Raw genomic sequence first — 16,426 nt, 5'->3', positions numbered from 1 at the left:
TTATAAAACTCTTCTTGTTTTTATAAAAGGTATTGTATCTCCCTTTAAATATGTATTTTGGTTTGGAGCAACTTTAATAAAGCCATCACAATTTGCAAGACTAGTTAAATCTCCTGAACCATTTTCTTTTATTCTGTTCGCTATTAATTTTCCGTTTTCAAATGTAATTTTTACACGTAAAAACAATGTTAACGTACCTTTATTTTCTACATTTTCATTTAAAACAACCAAATTTGCGGTTACCGGTAGCTCTAACGACTCTGTAAGCCAATCTTTAAAATAGATATGGTAATTGGCAAATGTAGACGCTGGGTTGCCAGGAAACGAAAATATAACAGTATTTGTTTTTTTATGTATACCAAACCAAAAAGGTTTCCCTGGTCGTTGCAATACTTTATGAAACACTTTTTCTACACCCAACTCTTCTAATACAACTGGTAAAAAATCGAACTTACCTTTACTTACACCTCCACTTAACAACAATACGTCATTATTTTGTAAAGCAACTTCTAAAGCCTCTTTAATAGCCTCTTTACTGTCTTTTAAATGCAATGACTTTGCAACAATATGCTCTTCTAACAAAGCAGCACACAAAGAATTTATATTAGATTTACGTATTTGGTGTGGTAAAGGAACTTCTGTAACCTCTACCAACTCGTTACCCGTTGCTATAGTTGTTATTTTAGGTAACTTTTTAACTAAGACTTCTGCAGATCCAACAGCAGATAATACGCCTATTTCTGCAGCAGTAATTAGTGTGTTCTTATGTAGCACAACAGCTCCTTTAACTTCGTCGCTACCCTTTAAATGTATGTTTTGACCTTGTGTTGGTACTTTTTGCAGTTTTGCAATACCATTCTCTATACTAATATCCTCGTACATTACAACAACATCTGTACTGTTTGGCACAACTGCTCCTGTCATAATCTCTACACAAGAAGTAGTCTCTTTTAACTCTATGGTAGGGTTACCAGCTGGTATTACAGCTTCAATCTTAAATGAATCTTGACCATTTTTAATAGCCGAAAAAGACAATGCTATACCATCTTTTGTAGCTCTATTAAATGGCGGAAAATCTCTATCAGATTTAACATCAACAGCTAAAACTCTACCTACAGCATCTTTTAAAGATACTTGTTCTGTACCATAATCTACTGTATGTTCTAAAACTTTGGCGTATGCTTCTTTAAATGTTATCATTATACTGTTTCTAAACTTCTGTAGGCGTTAATACCACCCTCTACATTTATAACACTAATATTATTTTCTTCTAATCGATTCTGAGCCATTTTACTACGCTTACCAGACTGACAAATAACATAAACTGTTGTTTCTTTTTCTATTTTAGAATGATGAAAACCAAGTTCTGTTAAAGGTATATGTGTAGAATTTGGAATATGATATGTATTGTACTCTTCTATAGTACGCACATCTACCAGTTGAAAACTAGCATCTGTGTTGACTATTTTTTTAAAGTCTTGAATGTCTATTGATGATCCTAGCGAACAACCATTATCGCCATACGAATCTTCTAAAACTGTACGCTCTAAATTTTCTTTTACAGATGTAAACTTTATTTTGTTATATGTTTGTTGCAAGCCGTTAAATAGCAGTAATTCACCCGACAGCACCTCTCCAATTCCGGTTAATAACTTTACGGTTTCTAAAGCTTGTAAATTACCAATAATTCCAGGAACCACACCTAAAACGCCATTGTCGTTGCAATTAGGTATTTCATTAGCAGATGGCATATTAGGAAACAAACAACGGTACGTTGGTCCGCCTTTGTAATTAAAAACACTTAACTGACCTTCAAAACCTTGTATTGCTCCCGAAACAAAAGGTTTATTTAAAATAACGCAAGCATCATTTACTAAATATCTAGTCGCAAAATTATCTGATGCATCTACAACAACATCAAAACCAGAAACTATATCTAAGACATTCTCTTTTGTTAAAAACGTATTGTATTGTTTAAATAGTGTTGTGCTGTTTTGTGCTTTTAATTTCTGTATGGCAGTTGCCAATTTAGACGCACCAACCTCAGCTTCTGTATACAACACTTGACGTTGTAAATTGGTAATATCTATAGTATCTGCTTCTACCAAACCCAAAGTACCAACACCCATTGCGTTTAAATATTGTAAAACAGGAATGCCTAAACCACCAACACCAATAACTAAAACCTTTGCTTTAGACAATTTTTCTTGTGCAGCTAAACCAAACTCTTTTAAAACGGTTTGTCTTACGTACCTCTTCATATAAATTAAAACTACTTTGTTGTTATTGTTTTATCTTTTGTATTGCATCTTCATACTCTTGAACAGAATTAGCATTAAGCAATACTTTATCTTGTTCTGGATATGCTAATTTAGCATCAGAATTAATCAAGAATTTACGCGGACAGCTTCCATTTCCTGCGTTTAAATATGCTACAGATTGCTGTAATGCTTCTGGTTCCCAAATAGCACACAATGGTTCTGGTAATTTACTCTCACTAGTTGCAAAAGCAGTTGCTAATTTAGTACTATCTCTTTCTTCTATTAATTGTTGCAGAGCTTCTTTATCTAGCAATGGTAAATCGCAAGCAACAACTAACCAAGCTACATTAGTATTATAATTGTACGCACTTAATAAACCATTGTATGGACCTCTAAATTTGTTTTCGTCTACGATAACATTTGCTTCATTAGAAAATTCATTTTTTTGATCTTCTCTAATACTGTAAAAAGTACTATCGCAAACAGTATTTAATAAATTATATAAATGGTCTCGTTGTGGTATAGAATGATATACAATAGACCCTTTATCAGTACCCATTCTAGTGCTTTTACCACCAGAAAGTACTAATCCGTATATTTTTGTTTTTTCCAAAAGAGTTGTTTTTAGGTTAAAATTACAAACTTAACCGCCAATAGAAGTCATAGAGTTGCTAAAAACACCATCATATTTCTTCTGCGCTTCAAATCCTGTTTTTGCTCTACTGCCCACAGCTTTTAAAATCTGTTCCTTAACTGCATCATCTGAATTGCCTTCTCTTAAAATAGCTCTTAAATTATCACTAGGTTTAGCATACAGACACGTAATTATATCTCCCGTGGCAGAAATACGCAATCTATTACAAGAACCACAAAATGTTCTACTAAAAGACGGTATTAGACCAAATGTACTTTTATGTCCTTTAATTTTATAGTTGATAGAAGTTGATGTAGCAGGCGACTCTAATTTTTCGATCTCTGGGAAAGCTGTTTTAATATGATTAAATATACTTTTATAATCCCACTTTATGGTTGAAAATTCCTTAGAACCACCATTAAATGGCATTTCTTCTAGAAACCGAATAGAAACATTATAGTGTTTCATTAGTTCTAAAATAGGAATTATATCCTCTGTGTTTTGTCCGTCTAAGGCAATAAAATTAATACGAACATTAAAACCTTCAGAAATTAACTTAATTAGATTACTGTAAACAGTATCATACGTATCTCTACGCGTTATTTTATTAAATGTCTCTTTGGTTATAGCATCTAAGCTTACATTTATATTGGTTATACCAAGTTCTTTTAACTCGGTAATATACGGACCAATTAGTGTTGCGTTTGTAGTTATAGAAATATCATCTAAACCATCTAAAACAGCTAACCTACGTAGCAAAACCATTAGATCTTTACGTACAAAAGGCTCACCACCAGTAATTCTTATTTTATCTATACCTTGAGAAACCACAATTTCGCTAAGTTTTACCAATTCTTCAATTGTAAAAAGCTTATCGTTTTTAGCAAAGTCTATTCCCTCAGACGGCATACAGTAGTTGCAACGTAAATTGCATCTATCTGTAACAGCTAAGCGTAAGTAATTTATTTTTCTATTATGATTATCTATCAGCATTATTCTCCTTTGGTTTGTCAAAATATTATCCGCCACTAACTGGTGGTATTAAAGCAACCTCATCTGTATCTTTAAGTGTTATGTTATGTTCTGCATAAGCACTATTTACCGCAATAGCCAAAGATGATAGTTTTTTTAACTCCGGGTATTCTTCTTGTAAGTAGGTATGTAAATCCCCTACTGTTTTTTCTGTATTGGTTGTAAAGTTAGAAACATCTAAGATACTAGAACCAATAATATCTTTGGTTACTCCAAATAATAAAACTTTCATAATTAACCTATTATCTCTTTATTCTGAACTCGTAAATGCTCTGGATTTTTAGTAAAGGGTTGTTGTGTAAACCTATGTCCTGTTACTGCTTTTAATGCATTTGCCACAGCTGCGCCTGCTGGTGGTAACGTTGGTTCTCCTAAACCTGTTGGCGCTAGAGTGTTTTCTACAAAATGAGTTTCTACCATAGGAGCTTCTTTCATTCTTATTAGCCTATATGTATCAAAGTTTTTAGATGATGGCACACCTTTATTAAAAGCAAAGTCGCCATACATTGCATGACCTATACCATCTACAACACCACCTTGAGCTTGGTTCTCTGCCCCTATTGGGTTTACTACAATACCACAATCTATTACACAAGTAACTTTTTTAACTACAGGTAAGCCATTAACCACTTCTACATCTGCAACCTCAGCAACGTGAGAGTTATGACAATAATACGCAGAAAAACCTTGGTATATTGTATCTGGAGTTTTGCCCCAATTAGATTTCTCTACGGCTAGTTTTATAACATTCTCTAAGCGTTCTGGAGAATATTGTATTTCTTCATCTGTAGTACCCTTTACTTTCTGTAATAGATCTAATCTCATTTGCACACGATCTAACTTTAACTCATCTGCAAGTTCATCAAAGAAACTTTGCTCTGCAAAAGCCAAAAAGTTTGTATACGGTGCACGCCAAGCACCAGTTGTAATTTTACTTTGGTAATTAGCAGCATCAACTTTATAATTAGCTATAGCACCTGCCGGAAAAAAGTTAGGAATTAGTCCGTACATATTACCATTTACGGCAGCCTCTCTTAAATGATACCCCGTTATCTCTCCATCTTTTATAGAGGCCTTTATTTTATATTTAGATGCTGGTCTGTATATACCAGCTGTCATATCATCCTCTCTAGAGTACACAACCTTTATTGGCTTTTTAGCTAAGTTAGATATGGTTGCTGCCTCTATAGCAAAATCGCCATACAAACGTCTACCAAAGCCACCACCCATACGTGTCATTTCTAAATGAACTTCTTCTGCCTTTCTTCCTAAGTTACTTGCTATAACAGCAGCTGTACGTTGTGGCGTTTGTATAGGACCAACCAAATGAATCTTATCTGCTGTTACATTAGCATAGAAGTTCATAGGCTCCATACAGTTGTGTGGCAAAAAAGGTGCTTCGTATGTACGTTCTAATATTTTATCTGCTTCTGCAAATGCTTTATCTACATTACCATCTTCTCGTAATACCTTAGCTTCTTTATCTTGTAATAATTCTTTAAGTATTTTATCGTGGTCTTCTGTACTCTCTAATTCTGTATCTGTTTTCCATTCTGCCTTAATAGTTTTCTTTGCTTTAAAAGCAGACCAAGTATCTTTTGCTAAAACAGCAATTTTATTATCAAACTCAATAACATCTATAACGTTACCAGATGCTTTAGCCTCTGAAGCATCAAAAGAAACAAGTTTTTTACCAAAAGCAGGAGAACGTACAACTGCTGCATAGACCATACCTTCTGCCTTATAATCTAACCCAAATAAAGGTTTACCTGTTATAATCTTATCTATATCTACATTTACTGCATCTGTACCAATTATAGTAAAGTCTTTTGGATCTTTTACACTAACATTCTCTGGAACTTCTAATGCTGCAGCTTCAGCTACAACTTCTCCGTAACCTAGAGTCTCTCCTTTAGTATTAGTAATTATACCATCTTTTGTTGTACAATTAGAAGCATCTACTCCCCAACGAGCTGCTGCTGCATTTACTAGCATTTGACGAGCTGTTGCACCTGTTTGGCGTAGAGGTTCCCAACCTAAGCGTATGGATTGACTACCACCTGCCACTTGCCTTTGAAAATTTACAGTATCTAAATCTCCTTGCACAACATTTACATTACTCCAAGCAACATCTAATTCCTCTGCAATTAACATAGGCATTGCGGTTTTTACACCTTGCCCTATCTCTGGATTGGGAGAAAATATTGTTACTGCTCCGTTTTCTGCTATTTTAATGTATGCATTAAAATCTTTATAATCTAAGTCTGCTAAATCTATAGGTGCTTTGGCATTGGGTTTACAAGAGTTAAAAAGATTAAAACCAATTAATAATCCTCCACTTGCTAAAGACGACGTTCTTATAAAATTTCTTCTACTAAATGTTATTTTTGAATCTGACATAGTTGTTGCTTTTAAATTAAGAGATTATACTAATTTAGTTGCAGCAACTTCTACTGCTTTATGTATTCTATTGTAAGCTGCACACCTACATATATTTCCGTGCATTGCATTTTTTATTTCTTCTGAAGACGGACTACTATTTTTAGCTAAAAAAGCAGAAGCTGTCATTATTTGTCCGGCTTGACAGTAACCACATTGTGGCACATCTACTTCTTTCCAAGCTTCTTGTACAGGGTGTAAACCATTTTTAGACAACCCCTCTATGGTAGTAATCTCTTTATCTGCAATAACACTTATTGGTGTAGAACAACTACGCATTGCTGTACCATTAATATGTACTGTACAAGCACCGCACTGCCCAATACCACAACCAAACTTAGTACCAACTAAATCTAACTGATCTCTTAACACCCACAATAAAGGTGTTTCTTCACTAACATCTACTGTTTGTTCTTTTCCGTTTATTTTAATGGTGTAAGTTGGCATATTTTTTAATTTTAGATTGATTCACACAAAACCTGTAATTAAGCAATGACAATTTACCAAAAAAATCACTATCAAATAGCACAATCTTAACATATACTGACCGTATAGACACTTAAAACAGAACCTTAACATTTTTTAACAGCATTAACTACAGTAGACCTATAATTTTGTAGGTTTACAACCGTTAACACTAATGAACATAAATTATTATATATGAAATTGAATTGGAAGATTTTTTCTCTTTTTTGCCTAACACTTTTATTTATTTCTTGCGGAAATGCAGATGATGACGTAAAGTTTGACTTTAATGACAAAGGCGAATTAGGAAAAGGAACAACAGTAGATGATTGCCTTGGTTTTGGAGAAAACGAATTGATACTATCTATACAAGAACAATATACTGCTAAACCATCTAAAGTATCTGTCTTTTTTAAAGTATCTGATGCTGCAGGTAACCCTGTAGTAGGTTTAGTTGAGGATGACTTTACAATATACGAGCAAGGTAGAAATGATGACTGCTTTAACAAAATATCTACTTCTGAGTCCTCTAAAAAAATATCGCCTAACGGAAAAATTTTTAACAACAGTACGCTGCTTGTATTAGATTTAAGTAAGAGTGTTTTAGAAAGTAGCCTAGACGAATTAAAAGCTGCTTCTATTAGTTTTATTAAAAATGTAATGCCAGAAGAAGTTGATAAAAGTGATTCTTTTACAATGAGTATTCACTGGTTTGATGGTGAAGACGAGTTACACGAGTTAAACCCTTTAACTTCTTCTAGAGACGAACTAATAACAGCAGTAGAAGGAATTACAAGCACCATTAGCTCTGATGCTTCTACAGATTTATACGGAGCAGCAATAAAATCTACAGATATAGCTAGTAGATATTTAAAAGATAATAGCGCTAAAGACGTAATTGGAGCCAGCTCTGTAGTATTGTTTACAGATGGTACAGACCAAGCATCTAGATATACTAAAGCTGCTGCCTTAAAAAAGGTAACAGAAGCAGATCCTAATATATCTTTCTTTACTATTGGTTTAGGTAGCGAAATTGATACGGAAATTTTAAAAGAACTTGGTAAAACATTTAGTGTTTTTGCTAGTAACAAAGAAGAGTTAGAAACTACGTTTAATGAGATTTCTGCTAAAATATCTGAAAGAGCAAATAGCTTTTATTTATTTGAATACTGTACTCCTAAAAGAGATGGTAGTGGCACAAGTAACTTGGTTATACAAGTTAAAAACCAAAGTAGAGAAGGCGCTGTACAAACTAAATTTAGTGCAGACGGTTTTACAGGTGGTTGCGGTCTATAAAAAGATTAAAATTAGTACCTATAAATTAAAAGAGCTTCTAATAAGAAGCTCTTTTTTTATGCGCAAAAAGTAGGGTTTTCCTAGCTATAGTTGTTATACTAACATACCAAGCAATTAAGATTTATATATAAATACAATTGCAAACCAAGTACTAACACTATAACATATTAAAATGGGAATACTAAAAGAAATTATCCACGAAAGTGCCATAGGCAACAAACCAACAATTTACAAAGCATTTGTAATAAGTGTATTTATTAGCATCGTATTAATTAGTTTTACAATGCTAACAGCAATACTAAGAAACCCGCAGCAAGTAATTACAGGGTTTGGGTATTAATTATTTTTTAGTGCCAATCCGTTTGTAAAAGAGCCTTTACCTGTATCTAGTTTTATTAAATAACCATTAATAACAGCGTATACAAGTTACCCCTCTTTTTCTAAAAAAAAGTTAGGATTTTTACCTGGTGTTAAACGCAATGTTTTAGGCAATATAAAACTAACGTCTACCATATATAAAAGGTATCCTTGTACTTTTATGCTTGGCTGATACTTTTAATACCGGCACATACATAAAACTCTCTTTTAAAATAGAAAGCCCTTCTAATTTATTAAATTCTTGTGTAGACTCTACTGTTTTTAGATATACTTTAACTATTGTTATTGTATATCTAAATGCATTAAGTAATTTAGATATACATTTCTACTCTATATAGATACTATAAACTGCATTCAATATCATATTACAATCTTTTTGCTAAAATGAAATCTGTTACGTAAAAACTACTATTTTTGATGCTAGCTTAATTTGTTATTTATGAAAAACGTAAAAAGAGTTTTACTTGTTTTAGTCCTTGTTATTATAGTTGCGGTAGTGTACAATTATCCTAAACTGAATATGATTTCTGGTTATGCTGCTAAAAATATGGCTTCTAATGTATATATAGCAGACAGAGATGCTAAAGACGTTAATGCAGTAGATAACAATGTACCCCTAATTAAGCTTGCCGATTCTAAAGTAGATAAAGAATCTAAAGACGCTAGCTCTTCTGTATTTAGTTTAATGAAGCGTACCGCTGTATATAGAGATGGTTTAGGAGCAGTTCTAGTGAATAACGACTATGACCCAACTAAATTTACATTACAGCCACACAGAGACTTTACCAAAACAGGTTTAGCTTTTCCTTATGGCGATAAAAAACAAAAAGATACTGTTTTTTCTAATATAGATTATACTACATTACAAAAAGCGATAGACAAGGGTTTTTCTAATCCTGATGTACAAAAAACAAGAAGCACAATTGTTATTTATAAAGATCAGATTATTGCTGAAAATTATGAAGGTGGTTTTACGGCTGACACCAAAATTTTAGGTTGGTCTATGACCAAAAGTATTGTTTCTACACTGTATGGTATTTTACAGTGTAACGGAAAACTAAATGTAAACCAATTGGCTCCTATTCCTGAGTGGCAAAATGATGACAGAAAAAATATTACCTATAACCATTTACTACGTATGCAAAGTGGTTTAGAATGGGATGAAAACTACACAGAAATATCTGATGCTACAAAAATGTTGTTTTTAGAGTCTGATATGACGTTGGTACAACAAAACAAAGAAGCAATAGCTAAACCAACAGAAATATGGAACTATTCTTCTGGAACCTCTAACCTATTGTCTGGATTATTAAAAAAGAACTTTAACACACACCAAGAGTATTTAGATTTTCCTTATGCTAGCTTAATAGATAAAATAGGAATGCACTCTATGCTAATTGAAGCAGATATGGATGGCAACTACGTAGGTTCTTCTTATGGTTGGGCTACTACAAGAGATTGGGCTAAGTTTGGGTTATTATACCTACACAAAGGCAACTGGAATGGCAATAGAATTTTTGATGCAGATTGGGTAGACTATGTTGCCAAACCAACAGCACATTCTAATGGTACGTATGGTGCACATTTCTGGTTAAATGCAGAAGGCAGGTTCCCTGATGTACCAAAAGACATGTACTATGCTAGTGGCTATCAAGGTCAGTATGTTTTTGTAATACCATCTAAAGATTTAGTCGTTGTTAGAACTGGCTTAGCTACTTATCCTATTTTTGATTTAAATGGTTTTTTAGGTGACGTAGTAAAGGCTGTAAAGTAATAGCAAGTACATCTTATTATACTTAAATACTATTCTTTTATAAATTGATATTACAATGAATTAACAACCCATAACATATTAAAAATCAATAGATTTAAATCTAACACAACACAATTCTCTTGTTTAACCACAAGTAAGAATACATTTACAACTTAAAGTTTTTAAAATTGAAGAAGCACTATATATTAGCTGCATAGTTAGTTAGAATAAAATTTTCATTTTCATATAGTGTTCTCGTAAAAAGAGTCTTGTTTTTGCCGACAAGACTCTTTTTCATTTTAGATAACTTTATACTTATATACAACCACATTACAACTATTCTACACATACAAACAAGCATAATTTTCCTAAACAACAGAAACCTCTTACATAACCACAAATAAGAAACCCTTTACAACATATAGTTTTTAAGATTGAATAATAATTCTATATTAGTAGTGTTATTAAAGAAGAAATAAAATTTTCATTTTCATATAGTGTTCTCGTAAAAAGAGTCTTGTTTTTGCCGACAAGACTCTTTTTCATTCGAAAATGAAACGTCTCTAAAAAACGCTAACAACAAAATAGAGTGTCCTCACAACAAATAAGAGTTAGTTTACAACATAAGTTTCTAAAAACTATATTGTAATTCTATATTAGTAGTGTTATTAAAGAAGAAATAAAATTTTCATTTTCATATAGTGTTCTCGTAAAAAGAGTCTTGTTTTTGCCGACAAGACTCTTTTTCATTTTAGGTACTTTTTATCCTAAATTCTGCTTCTTATAAATACACATATCAATATTTGTTTAAAACAAAAAAAGTGCTCAATTAAAATTGAACACTTTTTATTATTTATACAATCTATAAATTTAATCTTCTGGCGGAAATCCGTGAATTTCTTCAAAAACCTTATCGAAATTTTCTCTTAAGTAAGCAGTTAACCTTTTCTTGTAATCGTCTTTTAACCAACTTAAAAAGTTAAACGTACTTCTACTTATGCACTTTGCATACACTTGTATACGGTAATCAATATCAACGTCTAATAGTTTAGCCAAAGCTAAAGCATCATAAACATCTTCACTGTTCTCTATACATATTTTTGCGTGTTGTTCTATAGATCTTTCTAAAACTACTTTAGAAGATTCTCCTCCAGATACTGCGCTTATATATGTTTCCTTTATGTCAAAATATACTTCTTCAGATTTTTCAAATTCTTTACGAATTTCCTCTGGCATCTCATGCTTAAAGGTACTTTCTATATCCTCATCGTTCTTTAAACGATCCATATAGAAATTAGGATTACTAAAGATTGTTTGCCAATCTAAATCTGCTCCCCAAGGGCCAAATCTATGGTAGTTGTTACCTAAATCTATTACTGTAAATTTAGATTTATTATTTAAAATACGAGAACCACGACCAATCATCTGGTAATACAGAGTTAAAGACTTAGTTGCTCGGTTTAGTACAATAGTATCAATTGTTGGCTCATCAAAACCAGTAGTTAAAATACTTACAGATGTTAATATAGCATCTGGCGTTTCTTTAAACCACTTTAATATTTGTTTACGTTGCTTTTTTGTAGCTGTATTATCTAAATGCATTACAGGGTAACCTGCATCTTTAAAAGTATAATAAACCTGTATAGAGGTATTAATACCGTTATTAAAAATAAGTGTCTTTTTATTTTTAGAATGCTCCTTATAGGCTTCCATTAATTTGTCTAGCATTGCCGAACTAGAGTATAAATCTTCAGAAGACTTTACTGTATAATCACCATTAGAACCAATCTCTAATGATGTTAACCCCATATTGTATTGATGAACATCTGCACGTGCTAAAAATTCGTTCTCTATTAGGGACCCAATACTTTCACCAGTGATTAATTCATCATAATTATCTTTCATTGGTAAGTTCTTATTAGAACTTAAAGGCGTAGCTGTTACTCCTAAAACAAAAGATTTATCAAAAAACTTAAAAAGCTTTGTAAATGAGTTGTAATGCGCCTCATCTATAATTACAAGACCAATATCAGAAATATCTAACATACCGTCATTTAAACGGTTATTAAGAGTCTCTACCATTGCTACAAAACAGCTATATCTTTCTTGGTCGTCTAAGTTTGCTGTACTGTTTACCACTTTGTTAATTACACCAAAACTATCTAACATTTTAGATGTTTGGTTACAAAGTTCTACACGGTGGGTCATTATTAACACCTTCTTTTGATGGTGTTTTAGGTATTGCCTTACTATTTCAGAAAATATAACCGTTTTACCACCACCTGTAGGTAATTGATACAGTAAGTGATGATCGTCTGGAGCTGTTTCAAAACGCTGAAAAATCTCATTTAGGGCTCCTTTCTGGTAGTCATAAAGTTCCTTATCTGTCTTTTTTTCTTGTAATTCAAAAGCAGTCTTCGTCATAGTATCCATTTCTGTTGGGGTGCAAAAATACATTCTTTAGTGCGTTTTACACGAATAAATAGGTAAAAAACTACTTATAATTTTTTAAAAAAGGAGTATAGCCCAAAAATTAAGACTTTCGTCCTATACGATTTGAAAATCTAGAAAAAATCATAATTTTTTTCTTCGTGTTTATAAAATAAACTCCTGTTAAAAGAATTACAGCAGCAGCAACAGATTGTCCTGTTACATTTTCATCTAAAAAATACCATCCTAACAACAAAGCAATAATAGGATTTACATAAGTAGACGTTGCTACTTTTTCTGGCGAAACAAACTTAAGCAAATAGTTAAAAGAAGTAAACGCAACAACACTACCAAAAACAACTAGTAATATCATTGCTAGTTGTGTTTTACCTTGCCACGCTGTAGGTAAAGACCAGGTTTCTCCAAAAAACAAACTTGCTATAAGTAAAAAAACACCTCCAGAAAGCATCTGGTATCCGGTATTAACAAAATAATTTTTTGGCAAGTCAGATTTGGCTACAAATAAACTACCATAAGACCAACTTACCATACAAACAAAAATCATAATCATTCCTAATAAAGAACCTTCTTGATTTACTACTTGTTTCTGACTCACTAATAAGTACACACCTATAACACCCAAAATAACACCTACAATAGACATTGGCTGTATTTTTTTACCTTGTAAAATTCGCATTAATAACAATACAACTAAAGGCTGTGCAGATATCTCTAATGCAGCAAAACCACTATCTACATAACGTAAAGCCCATACCACTACTCCATTACCTAAAGCTAAAAATAAAAAACCTGCTATTACAGTATTTATGAGTTGCTTTTTGGTGATTTTAATCTCTAATTTTAAGAATTTACTAATTATAAAAACAAGTATTCCTGCAGATATAAAACGTAAAGAAGCTAACATAAAAGGTGGCAGCTCTGTAACTGCTATTTTATTTAATAAATAAGTAGAACCCCATATAATATAGATTGAAAAAAAGGCTAAAACTATTAGCGTTGTGTTAGATGATTTACTCATTATAAAGAGGCTAAAATATTAATTCTGCAAAAGTAAGAATAAGTTTTAAGTAATGAATTACAGCTATACTAAATAGACAAAACAAGTTGCTTTTATTACGTTCTTAACATAGATCAATGCAAACAAGTGTAATGCTTATTAAATTTGTTGTAAATAAGATTAGGATATGGAGTACAAACTAATTAATAACACAGAAAAAAGCAGATTTGAGGTACAAGTTGGTCCTTATACTGCTATTGAAGAATACAAACTTTTTGATGGTGGTATTTCTTATATACATACAGAAGTTCCTAAAGAACTTGCTGGCAAAGGGGTTGGTTCTTTTATAGCCAAGTCTATTTTAGAATATGCAATTACAAACAAGTTAAAAGTAAAACCATATTGCACGTTTATAAAAAGTTATATCGATAAACATCCTGAATATCAAAAAATCTCAGTTTTTCATAATAAAAACTTACAATAATGAGTACTAAAAACATAGAATTAATAGCAACTCCTAGAGCTCCGCACTTTGTAGGAGACGGATTTAGAGTTCATAATTTTATACCTAGCGGATTTAGGTTAGATATGGAACGTATGAGTCCGTTTATTTTACTAGACTACAACTCTAAATATAATTTTCCGCCATCAGACTCTCCAAAAGGTGTTGGCGTACATCCACACAGAGGTTTTGAGACCGTAACCCTTGCCTACAAGGGCAAAATTGCACATCACGACAGTAGTGGCGGTGGTGGTATTATTGGTGAAGGTGGCGTACAATGGATGACAGCTGCATCTGGTATTTTACACAAAGAGTACCACGAAAAAGAATTTAGCAAAACAGGAGGCGAATTCCAGATGGTACAACTCTGGGTTAATTTACCTGCTAAGGACAAAATGAGTAAGCCTAAATACCAAGGGTTGTCTAATAGTGATATTAACAAGCATACTTTAGATAATAATGCGGGCACTATAGAGGTTATTGCAGGCAATTATAATAATACAATGGGCTCTGCAAGTACATTTACTCCTTTACATATGTACAATGCAAAATTAAACACAGACAAAGAAGCTTCTTTTAGTTTTCCTGAAAATTACAATACAGCTGTTTTAGTTATAGAGGGTTCTATTACTATAAATGATAAAGAAAATGTTGCTACAGATCATTTTGTATTGTTTGAAAACAAAGGAGAAGACTTTACAATTAAAGCGACAGAAAAAGCAATTGTTTTAGTCCTAAGCGGAGAACCAATTAACGAATCTATTGCAGCTCAAGGTCCGTTTGTAATGAATACAAAAGAAGAAATAAAACAAGCCATAAACGATTTTAATATGGGCAAGTTTGGTTATTTAGAAGATTAAAAAAGGTAAATTATGAAAACTATATTACATAAAGCAGACACAAGAGGACACGCTAATCACGGTTGGTTAAACAGCTACCATAGCTTTAGCTTTGCAAATTACCAAGATGCAGAACGAATGAATTTTGGTGCATTACGTGTATTAAATGACGATACCGTGAGTGAAGGTCGAGGTTTTGGTGCACATCCTCATCAAAATATGGAAATTATATCTATACCTCTAGAGGGTGATTTACAACATCAAGATAATATGGGAAACTCCACTGTAATTAAACAAGGAGATATTCAAATTATGAGCGCAGGTACAGGTGTAACTCATAGCGAGTATAACAAAAACAGAGATAAAGCTGTACAGTTTTTACAAATATGGGTAATACCTAATAAAGTAAATGTTACTCCACGATACGATCAAATTTCTACAATAGAATTACAAAAAGAAAACGAATTATACCAAGTCTTATCCCCTAATAAAAACGATGCTGGTGTTTGGGCGCATCAAGATGCTTGGTTTAGTTTAGGTGATTTTTCTAAAGAGACTACTTCTAATTATAAATTACATATGCCTAACAATGGTGTTTATGCTTTTATTTTAGAGGGTGCTATAGAAATAGAAGGTCAAAAATTACAGAAAAGAGATGGTTTTGGACTTTGGGATGTAGATACTATAGAAATAAAAGCTACTAAAGACAGTAAAATTTTACTAATGGAAGTTCCTATGGAATTTTAATAGGGAGCGAGAAAACTAATATTTAGTAAAATTTTGTTTTGCTAAGTCTTTGCGTATTCTACTTAAACTTTCTGGGGTAATACCTAAGTAAGATGCTATCATCCATTGTGGTGCTCGCAATAAAACATCTGGGTACATTTTTACAAACTCAAGATATCTTGTTTTGGCAGAAGCTCCCAAAAGTAAATGTACTCTTCTGTTTAAATGTCTAATATGATTGTGCAGTAATTTTTCATTATTTTTCCTAAATGATGGTGTTAGCTCTGCTAATAATTCTATAAACTCTTCATCTAATAAAACCACTACTGTTTTCTCTAAAGCATCTATATAATAGATTGATGGCTCTTTAAAATAAACGCTATCTCTATCGCTTACCAACCAATTTTCAGTAGCAAATTGTAATACATTTTCTTTTCCGTTTTCATCTAAACCATAAAGACGAAGCAATCCTTTTTCTACATAAAACGTGTGTTTACAAACATCTCCAGCTATTAAAAGCTGTTCTCCCTTTAGAACAACCCTGCTTTTAATGTAAGGCTCTAATTGCTCATAGGCTATAGCATCTACTCCCATTTTATCAAAAAGATATGTTTTAAAGTTTTGTAGCATAATCAATGTATTAAATATAAAAA

Annotated in this window: 16 protein-coding genes; 6 read left to right on the top strand and 10 right to left on the bottom strand. The window is 32.4% G+C overall.

Annotated features, from left to right (window positions below; translation table 11 throughout):
• Genes BT107_RS02095 through BT107_RS02065 form a run of 7 tightly spaced genes read right to left on the bottom strand, consistent with a single transcriptional unit; the run spans position 1 to position 6,813 of the window.
• Complete coding sequence (locus BT107_RS02095) at positions 1 to 1,200, bottom strand: molybdopterin molybdotransferase MoeA (RefSeq protein WP_072302095.1); 1,200 nt, start codon at positions 1,198 to 1,200, stop codon at positions 1 to 3.
• Positions 1,200 to 2,261, bottom strand: a complete 1,062-nt coding sequence (locus BT107_RS02090; RefSeq protein WP_072302094.1) for a HesA/MoeB/ThiF family protein — start codon at positions 2,259 to 2,261, stop codon at positions 1,200 to 1,202. The genes BT107_RS02095 and BT107_RS02090 overlap by 1 nt, the downstream gene beginning before the upstream one ends.
• A gap of 22 nt (positions 2,262 to 2,283) precedes the next feature.
• On the bottom strand, positions 2,284 to 2,874 hold the full coding sequence (locus BT107_RS02085) for an NTP transferase domain-containing protein (protein ID WP_072302093.1): 591 nt from the start codon (positions 2,872 to 2,874) through the stop codon (positions 2,284 to 2,286).
• A gap of 30 nt (positions 2,875 to 2,904) precedes the next feature.
• Positions 2,905 to 3,888, bottom strand: coding sequence for a GTP 3',8-cyclase MoaA (moaA, locus tag BT107_RS02080; protein ID WP_072302092.1), 984 nt, complete (start codon positions 3,886 to 3,888; stop codon positions 2,905 to 2,907).
• 25 nt (positions 3,889 to 3,913) lie between these two features.
• Positions 3,914 to 4,159 carry a MoaD/ThiS family protein gene (locus BT107_RS02075; protein WP_072302091.1) on the bottom strand — a complete coding sequence of 82 codons (246 nt, stop codon included), beginning with the start codon at positions 4,157 to 4,159 and terminating at the stop codon, positions 3,914 to 3,916.
• Between the two features lie 2 nt (positions 4,160 to 4,161).
• On the bottom strand, positions 4,162 to 6,327 hold the full coding sequence (locus BT107_RS02070; RefSeq protein ID WP_072302090.1) for a xanthine dehydrogenase family protein molybdopterin-binding subunit: 2,166 nt from the start codon (positions 6,325 to 6,327) through the stop codon (positions 4,162 to 4,164).
• Between the two features lie 24 nt (positions 6,328 to 6,351).
• Positions 6,352 to 6,813: a (2Fe-2S)-binding protein gene (locus BT107_RS02065; protein ID WP_072302089.1), complete on the bottom strand. Its 462-nt coding sequence runs from the start codon at positions 6,811 to 6,813 to the stop codon at positions 6,352 to 6,354.
• Positions 6,814 to 7,026: 213 nt separating this feature from the next.
• On the opposite strand from BT107_RS02065, the gene BT107_RS02060 reads away from it, so the two are divergent.
• The 3 genes from BT107_RS02060 (at position 7,027) to BT107_RS02055 (ending at position 10,279) form a co-directional block, all read left to right on the top strand.
• Positions 7,027 to 8,127 (top strand): vWA domain-containing protein, encoded by a 1,101-nt coding sequence (locus tag BT107_RS02060; RefSeq protein ID WP_072302088.1) that lies wholly within the window; start codon positions 7,027 to 7,029, stop codon positions 8,125 to 8,127.
• 172 nt (positions 8,128 to 8,299) lie between these two features.
• On the top strand, positions 8,300 to 8,467 hold the full coding sequence (locus BT107_RS17475) for a hypothetical protein (protein WP_170854687.1): 168 nt from the start codon (positions 8,300 to 8,302) through the stop codon (positions 8,465 to 8,467).
• A gap of 477 nt (positions 8,468 to 8,944) precedes the next feature.
• A complete protein-coding gene (locus BT107_RS02055) occupies positions 8,945 to 10,279 on the top strand; it encodes a serine hydrolase domain-containing protein (protein WP_072302087.1) in 1,335 nt (444 codons plus the stop codon).
• Between the two features lie 849 nt (positions 10,280 to 11,128).
• Here BT107_RS02055 and BT107_RS02050 read toward each other — a convergent pair.
• Both BT107_RS02050 and BT107_RS02045 read right to left on the bottom strand, forming a co-directional pair.
• Positions 11,129 to 12,682 (bottom strand): DEAD/DEAH box helicase, encoded by a 1,554-nt coding sequence (locus tag BT107_RS02050; protein ID WP_072302086.1) that lies wholly within the window; start codon positions 12,680 to 12,682, stop codon positions 11,129 to 11,131.
• Positions 12,683 to 12,791: 109 nt separating this feature from the next.
• Entirely contained in the window at positions 12,792 to 13,727 is a 936-nt protein-coding gene (locus BT107_RS02045) for an EamA family transporter (protein WP_072302085.1), read from the bottom strand.
• Between the two features lie 166 nt (positions 13,728 to 13,893).
• Between BT107_RS02045 and BT107_RS02040 the strand changes: the two genes are divergently transcribed.
• The 3 genes from BT107_RS02040 to BT107_RS02030 are packed head-to-tail and all read left to right on the top strand — an operon-like array spanning position 13,894 to position 15,794.
• Positions 13,894 to 14,190 (top strand): GNAT family N-acetyltransferase, encoded by a 297-nt coding sequence (locus BT107_RS02040; protein WP_072302084.1) that lies wholly within the window; start codon positions 13,894 to 13,896, stop codon positions 14,188 to 14,190.
• Entirely contained in the window at positions 14,190 to 15,068 is an 879-nt protein-coding gene (locus tag BT107_RS02035) for a pirin family protein (protein ID WP_072302083.1), read from the top strand. Before BT107_RS02040 ends, BT107_RS02035 begins: the two co-directional genes overlap by 1 nt.
• 12 nt (positions 15,069 to 15,080) lie before the next feature.
• Complete coding sequence (locus BT107_RS02030) at positions 15,081 to 15,794, top strand: pirin family protein (protein ID WP_072302082.1); 714 nt, start codon at positions 15,081 to 15,083, stop codon at positions 15,792 to 15,794.
• A gap of 15 nt (positions 15,795 to 15,809) precedes the next feature.
• On the opposite strand, the gene BT107_RS02025 is transcribed toward BT107_RS02030, so the two are convergent.
• Complete coding sequence (locus BT107_RS02025) at positions 15,810 to 16,403, bottom strand: Crp/Fnr family transcriptional regulator (RefSeq protein WP_072302081.1); 594 nt, start codon at positions 16,401 to 16,403, stop codon at positions 15,810 to 15,812.
• Positions 16,404 to 16,426: the final 23 nt, after the last annotated feature.

Origin of the sequence: Cellulophaga fucicola (genome assembly GCF_900119145.1) — a bacterium.
GTDB classification, from domain to species: domain Bacteria; phylum Bacteroidota; class Bacteroidia; order Flavobacteriales; family Flavobacteriaceae; genus Cellulophaga; species Cellulophaga fucicola.
This window is presented reverse-complemented; position numbering and strand designations above follow the sequence as displayed.

What these genes read in the sequence shown, in the direction of transcription:
- BT107_RS02070 (WP_072302090.1), bottom strand. Translation starts at nt 6,327, where the DNA reads ATGTCAGATTCAAAAATAACATTTAGTAGAAGAAATTTTATAAGAACG.
- BT107_RS02095 (WP_072302095.1), bottom strand. Translation starts at nt 1,200, where the DNA reads ATGATAACATTTAAAGAAGCATACGCCAAAGTTTTAGAACATACAGTA.
- moaA (WP_072302092.1), bottom strand. Translation starts at nt 3,888, where the DNA reads ATGCTGATAGATAATCATAATAGAAAAATAAATTACTTACGCTTAGCT.
- BT107_RS02075 (WP_072302091.1), bottom strand. Translation starts at nt 4,159, where the DNA reads ATGAAAGTTTTATTATTTGGAGTAACCAAAGATATTATTGGTTCTAGT.
- BT107_RS17475 (WP_170854687.1), top strand. Translation starts at nt 8,300, where the DNA reads ATGGGAATACTAAAAGAAATTATCCACGAAAGTGCCATAGGCAACAAA.
- BT107_RS02030 (WP_072302082.1), top strand. Translation starts at nt 15,081, where the DNA reads ATGAAAACTATATTACATAAAGCAGACACAAGAGGACACGCTAATCAC.
- BT107_RS02065 (WP_072302089.1), bottom strand. Translation starts at nt 6,813, where the DNA reads ATGCCAACTTACACCATTAAAATAAACGGAAAAGAACAAACAGTAGAT.
- BT107_RS02040 (WP_072302084.1), top strand. Translation starts at nt 13,894, where the DNA reads ATGGAGTACAAACTAATTAATAACACAGAAAAAAGCAGATTTGAGGTA.
- BT107_RS02035 (WP_072302083.1), top strand. Translation starts at nt 14,190, where the DNA reads ATGAGTACTAAAAACATAGAATTAATAGCAACTCCTAGAGCTCCGCAC.
- BT107_RS02025 (WP_072302081.1), bottom strand. Translation starts at nt 16,403, where the DNA reads ATGCTACAAAACTTTAAAACATATCTTTTTGATAAAATGGGAGTAGAT.
- BT107_RS02060 (WP_072302088.1), top strand. Translation starts at nt 7,027, where the DNA reads ATGAAATTGAATTGGAAGATTTTTTCTCTTTTTTGCCTAACACTTTTA.
- BT107_RS02090 (WP_072302094.1), bottom strand. Translation starts at nt 2,261, where the DNA reads ATGAAGAGGTACGTAAGACAAACCGTTTTAAAAGAGTTTGGTTTAGCT.
- BT107_RS02050 (WP_072302086.1), bottom strand. Translation starts at nt 12,682, where the DNA reads ATGACGAAGACTGCTTTTGAATTACAAGAAAAAAAGACAGATAAGGAA.
- BT107_RS02055 (WP_072302087.1), top strand. Translation starts at nt 8,945, where the DNA reads ATGAAAAACGTAAAAAGAGTTTTACTTGTTTTAGTCCTTGTTATTATA.
- BT107_RS02045 (WP_072302085.1), bottom strand. Translation starts at nt 13,727, where the DNA reads ATGAGTAAATCATCTAACACAACGCTAATAGTTTTAGCCTTTTTTTCA.